Source organism: Chryseosolibacter histidinae, assembly GCF_018598225.1.
GTDB lineage: Bacteria > Bacteroidota > Bacteroidia > Cytophagales > Cyclobacteriaceae > Chryseosolibacter > Chryseosolibacter histidini.
Window position 1 is genome coordinate 190,893 of the sequence record NZ_JAHESF010000012.1, and the last position, 20,268, is coordinate 211,160.

Genomic DNA, 20,268 nt, shown 5'->3' on the forward strand with positions numbered 1-20,268 from the left:
TATTCAGCAACAATAAGTACCCAATGCACGACCGGAAACCGCTTGTGCACGACCAGAAACTGCTTTTGTTACCTGCTGCTGATTAACGCCTGGTTCCAATAGGCGCTTCCACGATAGAATTTTCGGGCTACTGCGCCTTATAGTTGATCATCCACTGTACGCCAAACCGGTCTTTGCACATGCCATACAGGTCGGCCCAGAATTCTTTGGCCAGCGGCATGATCACCACACCACCCTGTGCCAGCGCATCAAAGATACGGCGCGTCTCAGGCTCATCGTCTATCTGGATGGCGATGTGAAAGTTGTCTCCCAACGTGAGCTTCTGATTCATTGAATCCATGGCATCTGTCCCCATCAGGGTGCTGGATCCTATTGGCAGGGAGACATGCAGAATTTTGTTTCGGTCGTTTACAGGCATCTTGTCGGCGCCCGGCATCTCTCCAAAGCGCATAAAAGTAGCGAATTCTCCACCGAACACTTTTTTATAAAAAAGGAATGCTTGTTCGGTGTTACCGGGGAAGTTTAAATACGGGTCGAGCTTGATCATTGGTTTAAATTGTTTGCTCAAAGATGGTGTCTCAAACAGGACCGGTACCAGTGGTTTAGCGACAAAATATGGGGTTGATTGCGACACGGTCGATGTTTAGGTTTGTGCCTATGAAAAAGCTGATCTCGGTTATCGTGCCGGAGCATGGTGTTACGGCAAGCATTACAGACACGCTGCGGTTTTTTGGAAAAGCCAACGAGCTGATCAGGTCCACCGGGGGCGACGATCCCTTTGCTGTTCAGTTGGTCGGTTTCACCCGGGAGATCCTGTTGGAAGAGGGCCGCGTTTGCATGCGTGTTGACAAAACATTGGACGAGACGTTCTTGAGCGACCTGGTCATTGTTCCGGCCGTAAGCGGCGATGTGTTACGCGCCACGCAATTTAATCGTCATTACTTTCCCTGGCTTGTCGATCAATACAAGAGTGGTGCTGAGATCGCTACTTATTGTGTGGGGGCTTTTGTGCTGGCGGCTACCGGCCTGTTGAATGGCAAGCAATGTTCCACGCACTGGAAGTATGCGCATGAATTCCGTTCGTTTTACCCTGAATCCACGTTGGTAGACGATAAGATCATCACCGAACAAAATGGCATCTACTCCAGCGGCGGCGGGATCTCATACTGGAACCTGCTGCTGTACCTGCTGGAGAAATATAGCTCGCGCCGTGAAGTGCTCGAGGTCACGAAGTTTTTTCTGCTCGACATCGAAAAGACCAGCCAGGCCGAGTTTATGATGTTCAAAGGACAGAAGGAGCACGGCGATGAAACTGTGCGAAAGGTGCAGGTTTTTATCGAAGCCAATTACAGGGATAAGATCAATATCGAAAAAATGGCAGAAGATTTTTCGATCATCAGGCGTACCCTCGAGCGCAGGTTTAAAAAGGCCACGAAAAATTCCATTGCCGAGTATATTCAACGGGTGCGCATCGAAGCCGCCAAGAAGGAGATCGAAATGGGACGCCGCACCGTCAACGAAATTATGTATGAGGTAGGATATTCGGATATGAAGACCTTCCGGGATCTGTTTTTAAAGATCACCGGACTTTCCGTTACTGACTACCGCGATAAATACAGTTTCAGATATTAAGCCACAAAGAACATTTCATGAAACATCTGCTCTGGATCTTACCGGTATGGCTATGGGTTGCTTTAAATTGTTCACAGCCTCACACTGTTTCCGTTCCATATCCGCCACCGCCGCCGAAGGATTCTATTGCGCGGTTCCTGCCGGGCGTCGTTTGTAGTGATGGAGACTCGATCGATTTTAATGCAACCTTTTCCCTGGATGGAAAAACATTTTACTTCACCCGCTCGCGCAATCGCAGCTGGGATATTTATCAAACCCGTTTCCGGGAAGATCGCTGGCGCAAACCTGAAAAGGTAGTGTTCGATACAGATCAATATTCAGAAGCCGATCCGGCCATCGGCCCCGATGGGTTTCTATATTTTATATCCAATATGCCTAAGGACGATGCCGATACGTTGAAAGATTTTGACATCTGGTTTGTTCGCCCGCAGGAAGGCGGAGGGTGGAGCCGGCCCGAAAACCTGTCGGTTGTCAATACCGACAGCACCGAATACTATGTCTCTTTTGCCGGTGATGGTAATCTTTACTTTGCGTCCTCCCGGGTGGGTGGCTTTGGAATGGAAGATATTTATGTAAGCCGGAAGGTGAATGGACAATACACGAAGCCTGAAAATCTGGGGCCTAAGATAAACTCGCCATATTCTGACCATGATGCGTGCCTGCCTGCAAACGAGAAATTCATGATCTACACTTCCGTTGACCGGGAGGATGGGTTGGGCGAGGGAGATCTGTATATGTCAGTAAGAAACGACGACGGTAGCTGGCAGGAGGGAAGATCTATGGGCAGGAAATGGAATACGCCCACGTATGAGTATTGCGCTTACCTCTCGCCCGATGGCAAGTACTTTTTTTATTCTTCTCAGAGAGACGTTAAATGGACACCCATCGAAAGCCTGCCAGCGGAACTGCTTGATGCTTTGCGCGAATAAGGAAGTGCCTCTTCCCCCAGCCTCATCCGGAAGTTTGCTTCTGTAGACCGCAGAAAATTACAACAACGGATCAAGTGTGTCCCATACAAATCGCCGCTGCAATACCTCTGATCCCCCAAACACAACGGTGGTTGTATCGGCGATGCGCGCACCTTTCGATAGATAAAAACCTTCTGCCGCGGTATTGCCAACAAGCACCCAGAGATAGACACTCTTCCTGTTGCCCGCTGCCAGTTTTTTGGCTGCTTCCCGCATGAGCCTTTCGCCGATGCCCATTCCTTTCATATCGGGCCGCGCATGCAGGTTGTCAATGAAAGCATCAATTCCGTTTTCAGGTTTATCCAATACCGCAATAAATCCAACCGCCTCACCTTTACTTTCGGCAATCAGCACAAATTCTTTTTCCTTTAAAGCGCTCATTTTTTTTATCCAGTACGCTTCGCGTTCTGTTTCAAGGCCATCGCCGAGAAACTGATCGGGCAAAATTCCTTTGTAAGCTGTTCTCCAGCTGGCAGCGTGTAATGAAGCAATGGCCGAAAAATCGCTGGTGTTCGCCAGCCTCACCGTGCAGTCAATCATGCTCATGATAACTAATAGTACTTGATCTCCCTCACAATCATGTTCACCGGAATACCTTTGTCCTTGCCCGATGCATCTGACGATTTCCGTTCGAGCCTGGTGATCCAGTTTCCGCGATCGTCATAGGTGTACTCGTAATACGTGACGGTTATACCCAGATTATTGTAATCCACTTTTTTGGAAAGGAACCCTTCGGGGTTGTAGGCCATTTCCTTGGAGAGCTTTTTGGTCTTGCCTTCTTTGGCAGCAAGATCGTTGACGGAGTATTCAGCCAGCGGTCTTCCCTGCGCATCGTTGGTGATCTCGGCGTTTCCGCTGAACAGGGCGGCGAGCTCCGGATCCATTCCCTCTCGTTTGATCGTCCATTTGATCAGAAACCCGTTCTGGTCATATTCGTTATACCGGTGCTCGTAATGATCTTCATCAAACTCGCTTTTTGATTTGGCTGCCTTGTTTTTCGGGATGCCTGATTTTTTGTGCATTTCTGTGATACGACCTGCCGCATCGTATTTATAAGTGATCCTGGCAGTGGGCCGGTCTTCATAAACAAAATAGTAATCGGTTTGCGCGATAACGTTTCCCCTGGCATCACACCCGTAGACCGAATTACCTTCAACATAACCTTTTCTGTGGTATTCTTTCATCTCCTGTAAGCAGCCTGTCTCCAGGTAAGTAATTACCTTTTTCTCACAGGTTGCCGCTGCGTCAGGATGGGTTCTGAACTCGATCAGCCGGCCATCGCGGTCAAACGCCTTGATACCGAATTTATCATCCTCAATGTATTCTCCCATTTCAATTTTGTCGGCACCGAAACGCGCTTTGAACTTCTTTACGCTGCACTCCTGCACAGGCCCTTTGAGGTCGTGCCTGAAAGGATATTCGATTTCGTCTTGTGCCAGTGCTGCACCGATAAGACATTGGAAGGCAAAGATCAGCATTAGTCTCATGCTCAGGAGGGGGTTAGTGTAGTCAGAAAGTTATCGGTCAGGATGCATAATTTCTACCGGGTCATTGGAATTTTTATTCCGCTGGGCAGATGGGGTGTCGGTTTTGTTCTATTTCCCCGGGTTCACAGGGGTTTACTTTGTTAAAAAATCAGCGTGATGAATCCAAAATACCTCATTTTAGTGGCCTTGCTGCTCTCTGAAAGCATTGGCGCAATGGCCCGGCAACCTGACCCTATGGGCCGGAAGATCTACGAAAGCAAATGTACCCGCTGTCATGGCCGCGATGGCACCAGGGGATTGTTTGGCGCCAAGAACCTGCAGACGAGCAAACTTGATGACAAAACACTGTATGAAACCATCAGTGAAGGCCGGCGCATCATGCCTTCGTGGAAAGAAAAACTTACACCGGAAGAGATCCACCAGGTGGTCCGCTATGTCAAGACCCTTCGATCAACCCATAATCAACAATAATTTATTATGAAAAAACCTATGCATACCACCATTCTTATCACGACGGCGATGACTACTGCCCTGATCGGCGGCTTGTTTTATGCCTATAGCTGTTCCGTGAACCCGGGGCTCGGACGCCTCCCTGACGCGCAATACATTGCCGCCATGCAAGCGATCAACGAGGCGATCATCAACCCGCTCTTTATGATGAGCTTTATGGGAACATTGTTGCTGCTGCCGCTCAGTACCTATTGTCACTACAGCGCAACGCCTACTGCCCGTTTTTACCTGTTGCTGCTGGCTACTGTTACCTATGCCGTTGGTGTGTTCGGCGTAACGATGTTTGGAAATGTGCCGCTGAACGATGCGCTTGCCCGGATCAACCTCAATGCTTCTGCCGATGAGCTCAAGGCACAGCGCACACTTTTTGAAGGGCCATGGAATTCCCTGCACCGCATCCGTAGCCTTGCCTCTGCACTTACCATACTTTTTGTGGTGATGGCCTGCATCTTTGATAACGGATCAATTCAAAGGCCCGGCGCTTGATTTCAGGATGTTGTGAAGGTTTCCCGCAGTCCTGGTAGAGCTATTGGGATCGCAGATGAACGCCGATTGAGACGCAATATCTGCGCTAATCCGCGTCATCTGCGGGAAATGAATTATATTGATCTCAGAAATGCCACGTTCATGAACTATCAGTCATTTACACCTCCGGATGTGCTGAAACCTTTCATCAGGTATTTCTGGACTCTGGAGAGTGCAGGTGCTGATGACCAACCCAAGACCTTCGGTGCCATTGTAGATGGCTGCCCCGGGGTGATCATGGTTCAGTCTGAAAAAGAGGCCTTCTGCGACGAGCAGAATAAAAGATTACCGGAGATCTTTTTATATGGCCAGACCTTAAAACCCGTTTCATTCACGTCGGCCGGTAATGTCAACGCTGTGGGTATTTGCTTCCAACCCCATGCGCTGAAGTCCGTCTTTGGATTCGATGCCGGCGATCTTACCAACGGTTGTTTAGACCTTACCCAGCTCGCCAGGAAACACGATGGCTTTTCTGAAAAGTTGTTCACGGCTCCGTCGGCGAAAGACCAGATCGCAACGTTGTCTGGCTTTATGGCAGACAACATCAGAAGCAATACCCGCCAGGTTGATGAAACCACCAAATACGCACTGGCACAGATCGTTCAAACCAATGGCAACATATCGCTGAAAGATCTGCAGCAAAAGCTTCAGCTGTCGGAGCGGAGTCTTGAAAGGAAGTTCAACCAGGCGATCGGTATCTCACCGAAGCTGTTCTCCCGCATCTGCCGCTTTCAGGAGTCGCTGAACCAGATGCGAAAAAGTAATTTCGACAAGCTCTCTGATCTCGCTTATGAGAGCAATTACGCCGACCAATCTCATTTTATAAGAGTATTCAAGGAGTTCACAGGCTTTTCTCCCCTTGAGTTCATCAAACAATCCCGTGAAGTGGTCGAGAATTTTCCGCAGATCGTAAAATGATGGGCTGTCGGATTTGTTCTATTTTTCGCTGACCACGGCGCATAGCTTTGAATAAAAAAATCAAAGTTATGAACAACGCAAAATCAACTTCAAAAAACAGGATCCTTGTTCTGGGCGCAAACGGAAAAACCGGTGGCAGGATCGTTCAAAGGCTCACAACACTTGGCTGGCCTGTACAAAGCGCTGCCCGGTCTACTACACCGAGGTTCGATTGGGACGACAGCACAACGTGGGCGCCAGTGCTTCAGAACATTCATTCGGTGTACATTTCTTTTCAGCCCGACCTGGCCATGCCTGGCGCCGTGAAAACGGTCAAACAGTTTGCAGCGGCCGCTGTAAAAAGTGGTGTTAAAAAGATGGTGCTGCTCTCTGGCAGGGGAGAAGAGGAGGCACAGGAATGTGAAAAGGTCATCAAAGAAGCCATCGATGACTGGACCATCATCCGCGCAAGCTGGTTCTCGCAGAATTTCAGTGAAGGTAATTTTCTGAAGCCGGTCCTCGCAGGACATGTGGCGCTTCCCGTGGGCAATGTAAAAGAGCCATTCATCGATACCGATGATATTGCCGATGTGGCCGTGGCGGCGCTGACAGAAGAAGGTCATAGTGGCCAGCTTTATGAAGTTACGGGACCCAGACTGCTCTCTTTTAAAGAGGCCGTTGAAGAGATCGGTAAGGCCACAGGCAAAGAGATCAGGTATGAGCAGATCTCGTCAAAGGAGTATGCTGTCATGCTCAAGGAATACGGATTGCCTGACGATCTTATTTCGCTCATTACGTATCTTTTCTGTGAAGTGCTTGACGGACGTAATACGAGCGTTACCGATGGCGTTCAGCGCGCGCTGGGCAGAAAGCCGACAGATTTTTCAGAGTATGTGAAGAAGAGCGCGGCCACCGGCGTGTGGGGTTAGGAACGATTTAAGAATTTAGATCATGGAAGGCCAGGTTTAAGGTTTCAGGTTTTCAGGTTTCAAGTTTCAAGTTTAAGGTTTCAAGTTTCGAGTTCCAAGGTTCAAGTCTTATCATCAACGGGCAACCTAGGTTCGTAGCGGAACTTTAAACTTTAAACTTCAAACTTCAAACTTTAAACTTTAAACTTTAAACTTTGATGATCTGGTTTTGCAGTACAAACCAGATCATCAAAAAAAACAGTTTGCCAACGTCAGGCATTGCCGCTGCTCAGCTTCCGTACCCAGTTCTTTACCAGGTAACCTTTCCAGAGCCATAGTCCCGAAAGGGCGAGCACGGGAAAGAATACGGCTTTAACGGCCATGGCTGACTCGGGCATCTGTGCCACCGGACCGTAAATGTAACCTACTATGGGAATGCCGGTGACGATATGGATCCACCTTAAGAGCTTTCTTTCTGTTGATGCTTTCATACAATATCAGTTTTAATGAAACGACTTTAGTTCTCTATGGTAATATGGTTTGTATTACAAACTAGACTGATAAAAAAAAGATTTGTTACAGGTGCAGGTATTTTTTTATTGATTCCACATATACCTGGAACGCTTTTCTGCCTTTGGGGGTCAGGCTGCAGATGGTGTTGGGGTAATTTCCTTTGAATGTTTTTTCGATCTCGATATAATCCGCCTCTTTCAGCTTTTTCAGCTGGTGGCTGAGGTTTCCCTGCGTGGTGCGGGTGATCTCCATCAGGTGATTGAAGTCGGCCTTCTTCACCTTGATCAGGGTTGACACCACCGCCAGCCGTACAGGCGTATTCAGTACCGGGTCTAATTCATTATACATGCTGATGAATTACTTATTCGATGCCTTTAACAGATAGCCTGGCACGAGGTATCCTGAGACGACCGCTGCGCCGTGAAGCAATACCCGGTAATCCTGTGGCACATAAACGATGACCATGGCGGAGATCAGGCAGACAATACCACCTACCGTCATCGGTCTGAATTTCATTACGAGTCCTGATACAAAGGTGCCGATGCCGGCCAGGATCAACGTATAGGTGAATGGCTGTTGGTTTTGCGATACATTGATGAAGACCACCGCCACGAAGTTCAGTCCCAGCACCATCCACAACCTGCTCAGGAAGTAGGTAATGTAACTTTCTGTAGGCGCAACAGACCTGTGCTTCAGATACCGCACGATGGTGACAATGCCCCCGGTGGCCGCGGCGATAGGAAAGGGTACGAAAAAGATATGAACGGTGGTGTATTGCTGCAATATAAAAAAGGCAACGCTCGCAGCCGTGATCAGCCATCCCCACAGTAAGAAATAAAAACTGTTTTCCCTGAAGTTGTCTTTCGTTCTGCTGATGGCGTCAGCAATAACATGGAGGCTTTCCAAGTGCGAGATGTTCTTTTCTTCCGGTTCCATGGTATAAATATACTTGTTTAACATTCAGTTTGTGCTGCAAACTAAATGATAGACGGATATTTCCGGAAAATGTTTCCCTCACCAGGGATCTGCAATGGAATATTCAGGGAATCCAGGTTCGTTCTTAGTGCTGTTTTTTCTTTTGCTGGCCGGGTGCATAGGCTTTGGCAGACTTGCTACCGGTGGCCTTCTTTGCCTGGCCTGGAGGGACCTGTTTTTGAGGAGCCGGTTTAGGGGCTACTACGATAGCCGTGGGTGCGCAGGATGTGATGAATGCTATACAGGATAAGAGGGTGACGATCAATACAGTTTTTCTTAAGTGCATGGTTTCAGGTAAAGGTAAAAATTCAAGAAATCGGTTTTCCTCATCAATAGCACGCTAGCGCAATGATGCCCCCAAGGCACGTTTGTTTTTTTTTGAAAATTTCTTTGATGCAGTATCTGGCCTGCCAATCGACACATTTCGGCGATCTATCTATACTCCTCATCGTCAGGGCACTTAAAGCGCTACTTTTGCCGTTAGCTGTTTCAAATGACGATCATGGAACGATCAAAAATATTTTCCCTGCTCACCGGCGCCTGCCTGGTGTTTGTGGTCATGTGGTCATGTGCAGATCACGAGTTTGGCAGCTATATGCTGGATCTAAAACGTGCAGCGCAGTAGTCCACAGCAATATCCATATGCGGTAAGTACCCTGATAAACATCAACAGATCGATATGCAAAGAAAAGAGTTCCTGAAAAAGTTAGGCATGGGCAGCCTTGTGTTGCCATTGCTTGGTTCGTGCAGCAACGAGGAGGATGATCCGTCTGCTTCTTCCTCCTGCACGACAACCCCTTCTGAAACCGCCGGGCCCTTCCCGACGAAAGATCCGTCGTCGCTGGTGAGAACGGACATCCGCGCCGACAGAACAGGAGTGCCCCTTTCCGTGACCATCACCATCCAGAACAAGAATAACAATTGTGCCGCACTCGAGGGTGCGATCGTCGACATCTGGCACTGTGATAAAGACGGATATTACTCCGAGTACGGTGGCACCCAGATGCAAACCGTCAACTATACCGCCGTACATTTTCTCAGGGGAAGACAGGTGACCGACAGCAATGGCATGGCCGGATTCACCACCATATTCCCGGGCTGGTATCAGGGCCGGGCAACGCACATCCACGTGCACATCTACAACGCCGCAGGCACTTCCTTGCTGGTAACACAGATCGCTTTCCCGGAGGGAACAAACAGTGCTGTGATGTTGGTAAACGCATCTGCTGAAAATGGTTATACAAAAGGTATGTCTGGTTATACTTATAACGGGTCTGACAACATCTTCTCAGATTCCGCAGCGGCTGAGCTGGGTACGGTAACAGGCAGCGTGGCCGCCGGGTATGACCTGACCCACACCATTGTTGTGAATGCTTAATGTTGTTTGGTAAATGGAAATGCTGACACGGCCTGGACTTTTCAATATGATCATGCAAACAGAAGCTACGATCTATCTCGCGCAGCAAAGAGGATGCGCACAGTCGGACTGGTACCGGGGACTTTACACGTTCAATTTCGGAACGTATTCGAACGAGAACAGAAAAGCTTTCGGGAGACTTCAGGCCTTCAATGACGAGACGCTGGGTGCAGGGCACACCATCCGTTACCGGGTTGCAGAAGATACATTTGTGTTGTTGCTTCCCCTGGTGGGAGGTTTGAACCATGATACAGGATCTGCCACGCCGGGTTTCCTGGATGTTGGCGAGTCATACGGGTTCTTTGCAGTGAAGGACTCGGTGTTCAGCATCTCCAATCCGTATGAAAATGCGCTGATCAATTTTCTTCAGATCAGGTTTACCGTTAGCTATCATGGCGGCGATCTGGTGGAAGGTCGCCGTCATACATTCGATATTGAGCTGCATAAAAACCAGCTGGTACCGTTTCAGCCACAAGCGCAAGGCTTGGGATCCTTTCTGCTCGGCACGTTCCAGGGCCGGGAAGAAGGAACGTATCAATTGCGTAATCCGGCCAATGGTGTTTTTATTTTTGTGCTTGAAGGTGCCTTCGAAGTGCAAAACCGGCTTCTTCACGCGCGCGACGGACTTGCCATTACACACGCAGAAGTGATAGAATTTGAAGCGCTTTCAAACGAAGCTATTATTTTGATCATAGAGCAGGAAGCATAGTCGTCGGACCACAGACTCGCGCACGGCTGACCCGCAGTGGTCTGACGACTTATCGCGCACTGTCCAGCCGGATAATGAACTCAGTGCCTTTTCCCGGCTCGCTCTTTACCCTGATGGTTCCCCTGAGCTTCTCCACTAAATTCTTTACGATATAAAGTCCTAACCCGGTAGACGACTCTCCTGCGGTAGGTTGTGGTGAAAGCTTCTGGAATTTTTTGAACAATTTCTTTTGGTCTTCCGCGCTGATGCCGGGGCCTTCGTCCTGGACCGAAATATAAACATAACGTTCTGTGTTCAGCACCTTGATGTGTACGGTGGTGCCGGCGCCCGAAAACTTGATGGCGTTGGAGATCAGGTTATCGAAGATCCGCTGCAATGCGAGCGCGTCGATGTGAACCTGGAGATGATCTTCTACGGCAATGTTGATATGTACCTTTTTTTCATTGGCGGCTATGGCAAAATGGTTTTTGACGAGCTCGTGTACAAACAGGCGGAGGTCGATGGATGCAGCTTCGGGTTCCTGGTTTTGATGGGCGATCGAGCTGATCTGAAGCATGTCGTTGATCAGCTGAAAACCTTCGCCCGTTGCCTTTAAGATCATTTGAACGATCTGTTTCTGATCTTCGGTCAGCTGGGTTGCGCCAAGGATCTCGACCAGCCCCTGCGCGCGTGCCAGTGGCGTGCGAAGGTCGTGCATGAGCATAAAGATCAGATCTTCTTTTTCAGACAGGTATTTTTCCGTTGCCATAACATCATTCCCCGCCTTTTCCATAACCTGTATTTCGCTTTTGATCACAATATTTCTGATATAACGCCGGTTTATTTAGAAGATTGTCTTTGGTAGATGAAAGCTCCCAGTTCCCGGGTGTAAGTATCCAGGTCACTGATGCATTTTTTGAAGTTGTCCAGCACCTCATTCCATTTTTCTGAATGGATGGCGTTCATGCGCAGGAGCTCCGCGAGGCCAAGCATGGTGGCGATGGGGCCTCTTACATTGTGTGAGGTCATAAAGGCGATCTTCTCCAGGGCGTCGATGTAATGCGTTTTGCGGAGCTCCGCGTTTTTCAGGTCTGTTACATCCCTGCTGATGGTCAGGAATTCGTACAGGTTTCCGGCGGCATCAAAGATTCCCTTGACGTGTAAGGATATCCATACTTTTTCACCGGCAGCGTTCTCCAGCTCCATCACTTCGGATATTTCCGGAGATTGTAGGGTCAGTGAAAATACTTTGACCATCATGTGGTGCGGAACACCTTTCAAAGGCAGGTCTGCGATGCGGGTGCCGATCAGCGCTTCGAAGCTCTTCCCCATGAACCTGCAATAGCTCTTATTGACAAAAATGCGCGTGCCGTCCATCTGGCATAACGACACGAGGTCTGACTGGTTTTCCACAAGCGCCCTGTAACGCGCCTCGCTCCTGGTGAGGCTCTCAACGGCGATGTTCTTTTCTTCCAGTGCATTTTTTGTGGCAGTGATGTTGGAGTTGAACACCAGGTATGATTCGATCTCGTCTCCGTCTTTGATGGGAAGGATGGTGGTCTTGGTCCAGAAAAAGGAATCGTCCTTGGCCTGGCTTTTGATCTCGCCTGACCATTCTTCACCTTTTGAAATGGTCTGAAAGATCGTCTTGAAACTCTTGTAATCAAGGCAGATCAGCTTCAGCTTATCGATGGGATTGCCCACCAGCTCGTGCTGTGTGTATTGGGTGAGCCTGCAAAAACGTTCGTTCACCCAAATAATGGTATAGTTCTTATCGAGCACTGCAATGCGGATGTTAGACACAATCGCCTCCACGTAAGCATCAAGGAATCTCTTGTCAGTTGCGATCCGCTTCAGGAACGGGATCATGGAACTGTACTGTTCGGCTTGAAATTTCAGATCGGGTTTCATTTTACACCTGGTTGGTTGTCTCCTCTGCGTGTTCTCTGCGGCGGGTCTTTGGTGCATTAAAGATTTATTTTTTATGACTTATTCCGATAGAAAATACCCTGACAAAATAGTAGTCAATCGGGTGGACAAGCACGTGGACATTTTCAAAAAAGCGCTTACGGGCTTTGTGCAATCGAATGTTGAATTTCAGGACAAATACTGGTAAATTCAGGTATGGCTGTTGGAAGATCCGTGGATAGTATCCTGTTCAAGGTTTTGTTCATTTTTTGCCTGCTATCGATACGCGCTTTTTGCTGTGAATTCCTCTCGGCACAATCCCCGCCCGAAAAAGTGAAGTTTACCCGAATAGAGGTGAGCGCCGGCCTCTCCAATTCCAATGTCACCTGTATCCTTCAGGATTCGAAGGGGTTTCTCTGGGTGGGCACTGACGACGGGCTGAATAAATATGACGGTTATGGTTTTCAAACCTACCGGAGCAGCGAAACAGACACCGTCGGTTTATTGAAGAATACCATTAATGCCATTTTTGAAGATAGTCGCGGTGTACTTTGGGTAAGTACCCGGGGCAGTGGATTGTATACCTATGACAGGCGATTGGATCGCTTCATTCGGAACGAGCGTTTTTCTTACGGCTGTGAAACGATCAGCATCACAGAAGATCACAGGGGGCACGTTTGGATCGGAGGCACCCGGTACTCGCATGCCTACGCTGCATCGTTCGATCCGATCACCGGACAATGGAAGGAATTTCAGATCTTCCCTACCAACGAGTCCATCTGCTCCATGATCCAGGCCGGCGAGCACGAGTTCTGGATCGGCGTTCGAAGAACCGGTTTTTTTAAATGGAATTCCGAGAACAATGCGCTTGTAAAGTACGAGCCCCGCAAAAATGATCCCCACAGCATCGCTGGCAGCAATATTATCAGGATCGTCAAAGACGAGCGTGAAAATTTATGGATCGCTACCCGTGAGGGACTGAGCAAATTCGATATCAAGGCAGGTACCTTCACGAACTTTACTGCCCGGCCAGGCCGCCGGAATTCAATGGTGGTGAATGTGGTGCGCGATATCTGCGTGGATGGTGATTATCTGTGGCTCGCTACAGAGAACGGGGGACTGAGCCGGCTGAACACAACCAATGATCAGATCACGAATTTTTTGTACGACAAGATGGATCCGTTTTCCCTCAGCGATAATTCAGTGTGGTGTGTGTACAAAGACCACCAGGGAAGGATCTGGGCCGGCACCTTTTCAAAAGGACTTTGTGTGATCGATGACCTCCAGGAAAAATTTTCGGAGCTGGATGTTTCACTTGAAAATGATGTGGTCAACGCCATCTGGCAGGACTCGCGGAACAGGATCTGGATCGGTACAGAAGGCGGAATTGCCGTTTGGCAGGATGGCGATGTGCGGTACTACAAACACGAGCCTGACCGGAAGGGAAGCCTCAGCAGCAATCCCGTGCTCACGATCTTTGAAGATAGCCAGCACAGAATGTGGTTCGGCACGTGGGAAGGAGGAGTCAACCGGTACGATGAAGTGAATGACAGGTTCATCTCCTATCAGCCGAAAGATAATGACCCGCAGAGTCTCTCGGACCTCAACGTGTATGCCATTGCGGAATACGACAAGACCGGTCAGATGCTGGTCAGCAGCTACAAAGGACTGAACGTGCTGACGGATGAAAGGAACGGAAAATTCGAACGGCATTTTGATCTCAGGCATGAGTCCAACAATTACTTGCGCACCCTTTTTGAAGACAGCAACGGAAACCTGTGGATGGGCTCCATCTCCGAGTTGAACCTTTACGATATCAAAACGCGCAAGCGAAAGCGGTTTTTCTACGATAACGATTCCACAAGGTTCGACGCCATCGTCAATATCATCCATGAAGACAGGCACGGGCGGCTCTGGGTAGGCACGAACAACGGCCTGCACATGATGGTGAAAGAGCAATACACGGCATCGTATACGGTGCGCGACGGACTTCCCAGCAATATCGTGAACGGCATCGTGGAAGATGATCAGGGAAACCTGTGGCTGAGCACTACCCAGGGAATTTCAAGGTTCAATCCTGCAACCAAAGCCGTCAGAAATTACAATGTAAGCGATGGATTGAACAGCAACGAATTCAAACCCGGCGCCTGTTTCAAGAGTAAGGAAGGTTTTTTCTTTTTTGGCGGAAAAGGTGTGAATGTCTTCAATCCCGCCAGCATCACGCTGAACCCCTTTGTTCCCCCCGTCTATTTTACCGATTTCAGGATCTTCAACCAGTCGGTGAAAGTAGGCGAGCACGACTCACTGCTGCAGGCACACATCAGCGAGACCTCGGAGGTCACCTTGCCGGAACATTTTAACTTCTTCAGCATCGAGTTTGCGGCCCTGAATTTCTCTTCGAGCAACAAGAACCAGTATGCTTATAAGCTTGAAGGTTTTGACAAGGACTGGATCAACATCGGCAACAAACGCTCGTCTACCTTCACCAACCTGGATGCCGGCACCTATGTATTCCGGGTGAAAGCCAGCAACAACGACGGTCTTTGGAACGAGCAGGGAGCTTCGTTGACCATTCACATATTGCCTCCGTGGTGGAAGACCTTGTGGTTCAGGATCGCCGCTGCCCTGGCGTTGGGTGCGCTGGCGCTGACTTTTTACAAGCTCAGGGTGCGACAGATCTACCGGCTGAACAGGAAGCTGGAGATGCTGGTGGATGAGCGGACGCGCGCGTTGCAGATGGCCAACGAAGAGCTCATGTCGCGTGAAGAAGAGATCACATCACAGAACGGCGAGCTGGTGCGGCAGCGCGAGGAGCTGGCAGCACAGAACGATGCGCTGGTGGAATCCAAAAAACAACAGCTGGATCTTTATACGCAGAACATCATGGAAAAATCTACCGTGATCAGCGTCATCACCAAAGAGCTGGAGCTGCTGAAGAACGGATCGTCTGCCGAGCAGGAGCGTATTGTGAAGTTCAATAAGGTGCTGCATTCGAACATCCTCACAGATGAAGACTGGGACAGGTTCAAAAATACTTTTAGCGAAGTATACCCGAATTTTTTCGCCGGCCTGCGTTACCAGTTTCCTGAGATCACCAACGCAGAGCTGAGGTTGTCGGCGCTGATCAAGCTTAAGCTCACGCTGAAAGAAGCTGCGGGTACCCTGGGCATTTCCGTTGAGAGTGTAAAAAAGTCGCGTTACCGGCTCAAGAAGAAATTGACGCTCGCGGAAGAAGATTCGCTTGAAGACTTTATCGGGAAATTGAAATAGCTTCGATATGTTGATGAAGGCATGGCTCTCAATAATACTTTTGACCTTGCCGTGGCACATAAACCACTTGTGCTGACGAAGGCGTCCGTTCCCGTTCCTCAACCTCATGAGATCCTGATCCGCGTGTCGTGCTGCTGAAGCATAAGCACGTTAAAGGCGCAAAGGTTCTGCCCGTTACCTTCCGCGCAAAGCGTACGGTCAGGCGAATCCGAAAAATGACTGTAGACATTTCTTCCCCGTGCTGAGCAAAAAAACCACGCGCGCTGAGGGCACGAAAATTATCGATTTTTTTATAGTTGATCCCTTTATCAGTACTGCCGATACGAGACCATGCCAGGCTGGTTTGAATTAAATTTTTTCCAACCGATCTGGTATACCGGCAGCATAAAGCGATCAATAAGGAGGCTCGCATCCGGTATGCGGCCTCCTGTGCATTTTGCCAAATAACAGTATCGACGTAAACACTAAAAAAAGGAGGGAATATGTCACTGATCAAACGTTCTGATTGGCCTTCTACACTGGGAGGCTCGCTGTTGTCTGACTTTTTCGACGACGAAAGGTTCTTTGATTCACGCTGGCTCAGCGGCCGCAGCATGCCGGCTGTGAACATCAGAGAAACTGACAAGACGTATGAAGTGGAGCTCGCTGTTCCGGGATACGACAAAAAGGATTTTAATATTTCCATCGACAACGGACTGCTGACGGTATCGGCTGAAAAGCGCGAAGAGAAGCAGCAAAAGCAGGATAACTACACCAGGAGAGAGTTTGGCTTTACATCCTTTTCGCGCGCTTTCAACCTGCCGGTGAATACCAATGATGAAGATGTTCAGGCCAAATACGAAGACGGTATTTTAAAGCTGACCATTTCCAAAAAAGAGGAGCCTCAGGGAAAGCTTAAAAAAGCCATCCAGGTCAGATAAAAATGCGTGACTGGTGGCTGGACGTTTTGCACACGGGTTCACTATCGAAAATAAAACAAGAGCCTTATGAACTATCATACTTTTAGACGTTGTATTGAAGCATGCAATGATTGTGCTGCTGAATGCGAGCATTGCGCTACGGAATGCCTGAAAGAGCATAGCATAGAAATGCTTTCCCGTTGCATTGCGCTTACAAGAGAGTGTGCCATCGTGTGCAACGCCACGGCCATGCTAATGAGCGTCGGTGCAGAGAACGCTCAATTACTTTGCGGCGCCTGTTATGAGATCTGTACAGCCTGCGCAGAAGAGTGCGAAAGCGACTCCAAGGAACTGATCTATTGCAGGGAGTGCGCACGGGAATGTCGCCGCTGTGCAGAAGAATGCCGCAAAATGGTGGAGCAACATGCATCGGTGATGCTGAATAAGTAGTCCACGGTCCACAGTCGACGGTCCACGGCCGTGTAGTGTGCTGGACAGCTGATCGTACTTCGTATCTTGTACCTTCTATAGGTGGGTACACTTAATCCTGAAACGTTACGTCCGTGGACTGTGGACCGTCGACTGTGGACTTTTTCACAATTTCTTTCTATTTATGCTCCCTGATCTCAGGAAGCAATGACAGACCTCACCAGCGCGATAGCGGAGACCCATCAGCAGGGCTTCGCTGTTGTGCAGCAGTATTTTACAACGCAGACCCTGGACGATCTACTGCGTGAATATGATCGCATCGAGACCGGGGCACCTTCGATGGATAATCTTTTAAATCGCAGCGATGTTGTCAGAGACATGGCTTTTGAGCCGCGTATCCTGAACCTGGTGAAAAGTGTTATTGGCGGCGCGGCCATCCCTGTCACCGCTTTTTTTCTCAACAAGACACAGGATAATAACTGGACACTGCCCTGGCACCAGGACATCAAGGTGGCCGTAGATTCCTTTGCGGAAGCGGAGGGTTACTCCGGCTGGACAAATGAGTCGGGCATCCTGCATGTAATTCCGCCACCGCGTTTCCTTGATAAAATGTTGTCCGTAAGATTCAATCTCGACGACAGCGATGACGAGAACGGAGGTTTACAGGTATTGCCCGGAACACATCAGGAGGGCTTGCTGAGCAATGAAGATCTGGATCACAAGGTAAAGACGATTGCTCCATTATTGTGTGTTTCACCCGCAGGAAGCATAACGTTGTTGAAAGCACTGACGGTTCACAGGTCAGAGGCGTCGCGAACATTGCGGAACAGACGGATCCTTCAAATTGAATACTGCGGTGAAAGACTTCACGACAGCCTGAAATTCTATGATCTTGGTCGTGATCTTAGTCGTCAGACCACTGCGCTCTAGCCATGCGCCAACCAGTGGTCCGACGACTATCCTGTTATTTTACCCAGGTATTCACCTCGTTAGCGGGAGCCTTCAGACGAATTTTATAAAAGGCTGATTTGTATTGAGACACATTGACCACGTGCTTCCCTTTTGAAACTTCAGTCTGCCCAAGCGATATGTACCTGTCCGTTTTTCCTTCTTTGAAGTTGTTGGTGACAGAAAGCAGGACCTCTGCCTTTCCTTTGGGATCGATCACATTCCAGGTGAGGGTCAGGTTATCGCCTTCGCGTTTTGCTTTCAGGTTACTGACGGAAACCTGCCCTATGAACGGAACGCCGTCCACCTCTGCTGCGGTGGCTTCCTGTATAGCGATGTTCATAAACCGGAGAATGGAGGGCATAATGTCTGTCACGGCCAGGTTTTGCCTGAACCGCTGATTCAGATCTTTAACGTTGGTGGTGATCCAAGTGGTTCGTTCGCGGTCTGTTTGCCCGCCGTGACCTTTTCCGGTTTTCGCATCCCTGCCGTGGTCTGTTGTGATCACGATCATCCACTGCTCGCCATACTTTTGCGCGCGCTCCTTAATGGCATTCCAGACTTTGCCAACCTGTGCATCGGCCTTCTTAATGGCGTCGTAATATTCGGGGCCATCGCCGTACATGTGGCCCATGTCGTCCGTAAATTCCAGGTAAACCCACGAGAGGTCAGGGCCATTGGAAGCGATGTAACGTCCCGCTTCGGCTGCCACGTGCTCATCGATGGCAAGCATGAACTTTCTGTCTTCCGTATGGGGGAATTTTTTTTCGTCCAGCTCGAAGCCATCGAAAGCATAGTCCAGCTTGAGATTGCCTGCTTCCGGCAACCCTTCGCCTGCCAGTTTGGTGCGATTGTCTGTCCACGACGAAAATATGGCCGTCTTCAGCTGCGGGTTGGCGTTTTCCACGATCCTGAAAATATTCCAGTAATGATAGTTGGGTGCTTTGATATCGTTATCCCAGACGTTATGCTTGTTGGTCCACGTTCCCGTCAGTAAGTGATTGTAACCAACAGCGGAAATGGTTGGCGACTGACTGTACCCGCCCTTTTCCCCACCCACATAGGCACGGGCATATCCGCCCTGTTTGGCGATCTCACGAAGCACGGGCGTTTCCAGTTTTTCAATCACGTCTGCAGAAATGCCATCCACGATGATGAACACCGCTTTGCGTTGCGCATCGCATACCGAAAAGATGAGCAGAAAGAGAATAATTAAAGAAAACTTAATTGTTTTCATAAAAGCCTGGTGAATAATAAGCCGTAACATTAAAGGCGAATTTATTGAACGATCGTTTAAAATTGAATTTATTAACTTATACCGGAAAGAAACCATTGTTATAGAATAATTAAATTTGATCACGAACCAACACAATCAGGGTTATGGCAGAATTTATCGGATGGACGGGCGTTGTTGTATACATCGTTGCGTATGCTTTTCTCAGCCTGGGCTGGATGCGGGCAGACCGGGTGCATTATCATTTGCTCAATGCCATCGGCGGCATCTGCCTGGTGATCGTCTCCTATACGATGTCTGACATGCCCAACCTTTTTGTGAACCTGGCCTGGATCTTCATCGCTTTCATTTCTATCATCAAGATCAGCTTTAAAAAAGCTGACAGGGGCAGATCCAAGGTCAGTAACTAGTCCATCACATCAACCTTGCCCGTTGCGTTCTATCTTCAGCATAGAGAGCGCCTGGGTCTTTAATAGCTTCAGCTTCGTGTTGTATTCTTCTTTGGAATCAACCATGCCGAGGTAGTAATAGGCGCCTTCCACTAACGCAAAGATCACTTCTGCTGTAACCTTTTCATTGCTGATGTCAACGATCTGGTTTTGTTTTGCCTTCCGCAAGGCATCCACCAGCAACGCCCGTAAAGAATCATGCAGGGCCTTGAAAGCTTTTCTGATCTTTTTGTCGCGATAGGTCATCGCATAGCAACTGTAAAATACGCTGTCGTCAAAAAGTTTGTTCCATTTGCGTGAGAACAGGTTTTCGATCAACGCGCGCAGCTCTTTGGGTGTGCTGTAGGTGGCTCCGTTCGCCTGGTAGATGTCGTTGTACTTTTCCAGGATAAAGCTGATCAACCCTGAAAAAAGCGCATCTCTTGTTTTGAAATAATGCACCACAAGGCTTGGGTTGATATCCATGTGGTCTGCCACCTTGGCGAGCGATGCATTTTCAAGCCCTATCTTTTTCGATACCTCATAAAAAGCCTGAACGATCTCTTTTTGTCTGGTTTGCTTAAGGCTGGTTCTTCCCATAAATGATGTTAAACTTCTGTCAAAAATAAGTG

General features: G+C 48.9%; 24 protein-coding genes. 14 read left to right on the forward strand and 10 right to left on the reverse strand.

Going from position 1 to position 20,268, the window contains the following annotated elements; all coding sequences use genetic code 11:
- Positions 1-127: 127 nt before the first annotated feature.
- On the reverse strand, positions 128-547 hold the full coding sequence (locus KK083_RS14215) for a VOC family protein (RefSeq protein WP_254163913.1): 420 nt from the start codon (positions 545-547) through the stop codon (positions 128-130).
- Between the two features lie 110 nt (positions 548-657).
- On the opposite strand from KK083_RS14215, the gene KK083_RS14220 reads away from it, so the two are divergent.
- Together KK083_RS14220 and KK083_RS14225 are read left to right on the forward strand one after the other, a co-directional pair.
- Complete coding sequence (locus KK083_RS14220) at positions 658-1,632, forward strand: GlxA family transcriptional regulator (RefSeq protein ID WP_254163914.1); 975 nt, start codon at positions 658-660, stop codon at positions 1,630-1,632.
- Between the two features lie 17 nt (positions 1,633-1,649).
- Positions 1,650-2,561, forward strand: a complete 912-nt coding sequence (locus KK083_RS14225) for a TolB-like translocation protein (protein WP_254163915.1) — start codon at positions 1,650-1,652, stop codon at positions 2,559-2,561.
- Between the two features lie 57 nt (positions 2,562-2,618).
- Here KK083_RS14225 and KK083_RS14230 read toward each other — a convergent pair whose 3' ends face one another.
- Positions 2,619-3,146 (reverse strand): GNAT family N-acetyltransferase, encoded by a 528-nt coding sequence (locus KK083_RS14230; protein ID WP_254163916.1) that lies wholly within the window; start codon positions 3,144-3,146, stop codon positions 2,619-2,621.
- 5 nt (positions 3,147-3,151) lie between these two features.
- A complete protein-coding gene (locus KK083_RS14235; RefSeq protein WP_254163917.1) occupies positions 3,152-4,087 on the reverse strand; it encodes an RHS repeat domain-containing protein in 936 nt (311 codons plus the stop codon).
- Between the two features lie 156 nt (positions 4,088-4,243).
- Between KK083_RS14235 and KK083_RS14240 the strand changes: the two genes are divergently transcribed.
- The 4 genes from KK083_RS14240 (at position 4,244) to KK083_RS14255 (ending at position 6,948) form a co-directional block, all read left to right on the forward strand.
- Complete coding sequence (locus tag KK083_RS14240) at positions 4,244-4,558, forward strand: c-type cytochrome (RefSeq protein ID WP_254163918.1); 315 nt, start codon at positions 4,244-4,246, stop codon at positions 4,556-4,558.
- Positions 4,559-4,564: 6 nt separating this feature from the next.
- Positions 4,565-5,083, forward strand: a complete 519-nt coding sequence (locus tag KK083_RS14245; RefSeq protein WP_254163919.1) for an anthrone oxygenase family protein — start codon at positions 4,565-4,567, stop codon at positions 5,081-5,083.
- A 108-nt stretch (positions 5,084-5,191) separates the two neighbouring features.
- Positions 5,192-6,040: a helix-turn-helix domain-containing protein gene (locus KK083_RS14250; RefSeq protein ID WP_254163920.1), complete on the forward strand. Its 849-nt coding sequence runs from the start codon at positions 5,192-5,194 to the stop codon at positions 6,038-6,040.
- A 68-nt stretch (positions 6,041-6,108) separates the two neighbouring features.
- On the forward strand, positions 6,109-6,948 hold the full coding sequence (locus KK083_RS14255) for an NmrA family NAD(P)-binding protein (RefSeq protein WP_254163921.1): 840 nt from the start codon (positions 6,109-6,111) through the stop codon (positions 6,946-6,948).
- 251 nt (positions 6,949-7,199) lie between these two features.
- Here KK083_RS14255 and KK083_RS14260 read toward each other — a convergent pair whose 3' ends face one another.
- The 3 genes from KK083_RS14260 to KK083_RS14270 form a co-directional block, all read right to left on the reverse strand.
- Positions 7,200-7,418: a hypothetical protein gene (locus KK083_RS14260; RefSeq protein WP_254163922.1), complete on the reverse strand. Its 219-nt coding sequence runs from the start codon at positions 7,416-7,418 to the stop codon at positions 7,200-7,202.
- An 85-nt stretch (positions 7,419-7,503) separates the two neighbouring features.
- Positions 7,504-7,788 carry a winged helix-turn-helix domain-containing protein gene (locus KK083_RS14265; protein WP_254163923.1) on the reverse strand — a complete coding sequence of 95 codons (285 nt, stop codon included), beginning with the start codon at positions 7,786-7,788 and terminating at the stop codon, positions 7,504-7,506.
- A gap of 9 nt (positions 7,789-7,797) precedes the next feature.
- The gene (locus tag KK083_RS14270; protein WP_254163924.1) at positions 7,798-8,376 is read right to left on the reverse strand and encodes a hypothetical protein; all 579 of its coding nucleotides are present in this window, start codon (positions 8,374-8,376) and stop codon (positions 7,798-7,800) included.
- Between the two features lie 541 nt (positions 8,377-8,917).
- Here KK083_RS14270 and KK083_RS32525 point away from each other — a divergent pair.
- The 3 genes from KK083_RS32525 to KK083_RS14280 are packed head-to-tail and all read left to right on the forward strand — an operon-like array spanning position 8,918 to position 10,541.
- On the forward strand, positions 8,918-9,040 hold the full coding sequence (locus KK083_RS32525; RefSeq protein ID WP_262899524.1) for a hypothetical protein: 123 nt from the start codon (positions 8,918-8,920) through the stop codon (positions 9,038-9,040).
- Positions 9,041-9,094: 54 nt separating this feature from the next.
- Positions 9,095-9,793, forward strand: a complete 699-nt coding sequence (locus tag KK083_RS14275; protein WP_254163925.1) for a dioxygenase family protein — start codon at positions 9,095-9,097, stop codon at positions 9,791-9,793.
- Positions 9,794-9,839: 46 nt separating this feature from the next.
- Positions 9,840-10,541 carry a pirin family protein gene (locus tag KK083_RS14280; RefSeq protein WP_254163926.1) on the forward strand — a complete coding sequence of 234 codons (702 nt, stop codon included), beginning with the start codon at positions 9,840-9,842 and terminating at the stop codon, positions 10,539-10,541.
- Between the two features lie 49 nt (positions 10,542-10,590).
- Here the strand turns inward: KK083_RS14280 and KK083_RS14285 are convergent, their stop codons facing one another.
- Both KK083_RS14285 and KK083_RS14290 read right to left on the reverse strand, forming a co-directional pair.
- Complete coding sequence (locus KK083_RS14285) at positions 10,591-11,313, reverse strand: sensor histidine kinase (protein WP_254163927.1); 723 nt, start codon at positions 11,311-11,313, stop codon at positions 10,591-10,593.
- A gap of 47 nt (positions 11,314-11,360) precedes the next feature.
- Positions 11,361-12,431 (reverse strand): PAS domain-containing protein, encoded by a 1,071-nt coding sequence (locus KK083_RS14290; protein WP_254163928.1) that lies wholly within the window; start codon positions 12,429-12,431, stop codon positions 11,361-11,363.
- A 213-nt stretch (positions 12,432-12,644) separates the two neighbouring features.
- On the opposite strand from KK083_RS14290, the gene KK083_RS14295 reads away from it, so the two are divergent.
- The 4 genes from KK083_RS14295 to KK083_RS14310 all read left to right on the forward strand — a co-directional run bounded on the left by KK083_RS14295 (position 12,645) and on the right by KK083_RS14310 (position 17,956).
- Positions 12,645-15,698, forward strand: a complete 3,054-nt coding sequence (locus KK083_RS14295; protein WP_254163929.1) for a two-component regulator propeller domain-containing protein — start codon at positions 12,645-12,647, stop codon at positions 15,696-15,698.
- Between the two features lie 482 nt (positions 15,699-16,180).
- Positions 16,181-16,618 (forward strand): Hsp20/alpha crystallin family protein, encoded by a 438-nt coding sequence (locus KK083_RS14300; protein ID WP_254163930.1) that lies wholly within the window; start codon positions 16,181-16,183, stop codon positions 16,616-16,618.
- A 66-nt stretch (positions 16,619-16,684) separates the two neighbouring features.
- The gene (locus KK083_RS14305; protein ID WP_254163931.1) at positions 16,685-17,047 is read left to right on the forward strand and encodes a four-helix bundle copper-binding protein; all 363 of its coding nucleotides are present in this window, start codon (positions 16,685-16,687) and stop codon (positions 17,045-17,047) included.
- A gap of 186 nt (positions 17,048-17,233) precedes the next feature.
- On the forward strand, positions 17,234-17,956 hold the full coding sequence (locus tag KK083_RS14310; protein WP_254163932.1) for a phytanoyl-CoA dioxygenase family protein: 723 nt from the start codon (positions 17,234-17,236) through the stop codon (positions 17,954-17,956).
- 34 nt (positions 17,957-17,990) lie between these two features.
- Here the strand turns inward: KK083_RS14310 and KK083_RS14315 are convergent, their stop codons facing one another.
- Positions 17,991-19,211, reverse strand: a complete 1,221-nt coding sequence (locus KK083_RS14315) for an alkaline phosphatase family protein (protein ID WP_254163933.1) — start codon at positions 19,209-19,211, stop codon at positions 17,991-17,993.
- Positions 19,212-19,354: 143 nt separating this feature from the next.
- Here KK083_RS14315 and KK083_RS14320 point away from each other — a divergent pair, with 143 nt between their 5' ends.
- Positions 19,355-19,618 carry a CBU_0592 family membrane protein gene (locus KK083_RS14320; protein WP_254163934.1) on the forward strand — a complete coding sequence of 88 codons (264 nt, stop codon included), beginning with the start codon at positions 19,355-19,357 and terminating at the stop codon, positions 19,616-19,618.
- Positions 19,619-19,627: 9 nt separating this feature from the next.
- Here the strand turns inward: KK083_RS14320 and KK083_RS14325 are convergent, their stop codons facing one another.
- On the reverse strand, positions 19,628-20,236 hold the full coding sequence (locus tag KK083_RS14325) for a TetR/AcrR family transcriptional regulator (protein ID WP_254163935.1): 609 nt from the start codon (positions 20,234-20,236) through the stop codon (positions 19,628-19,630).
- Positions 20,237-20,268: the final 32 nt, after the last annotated feature.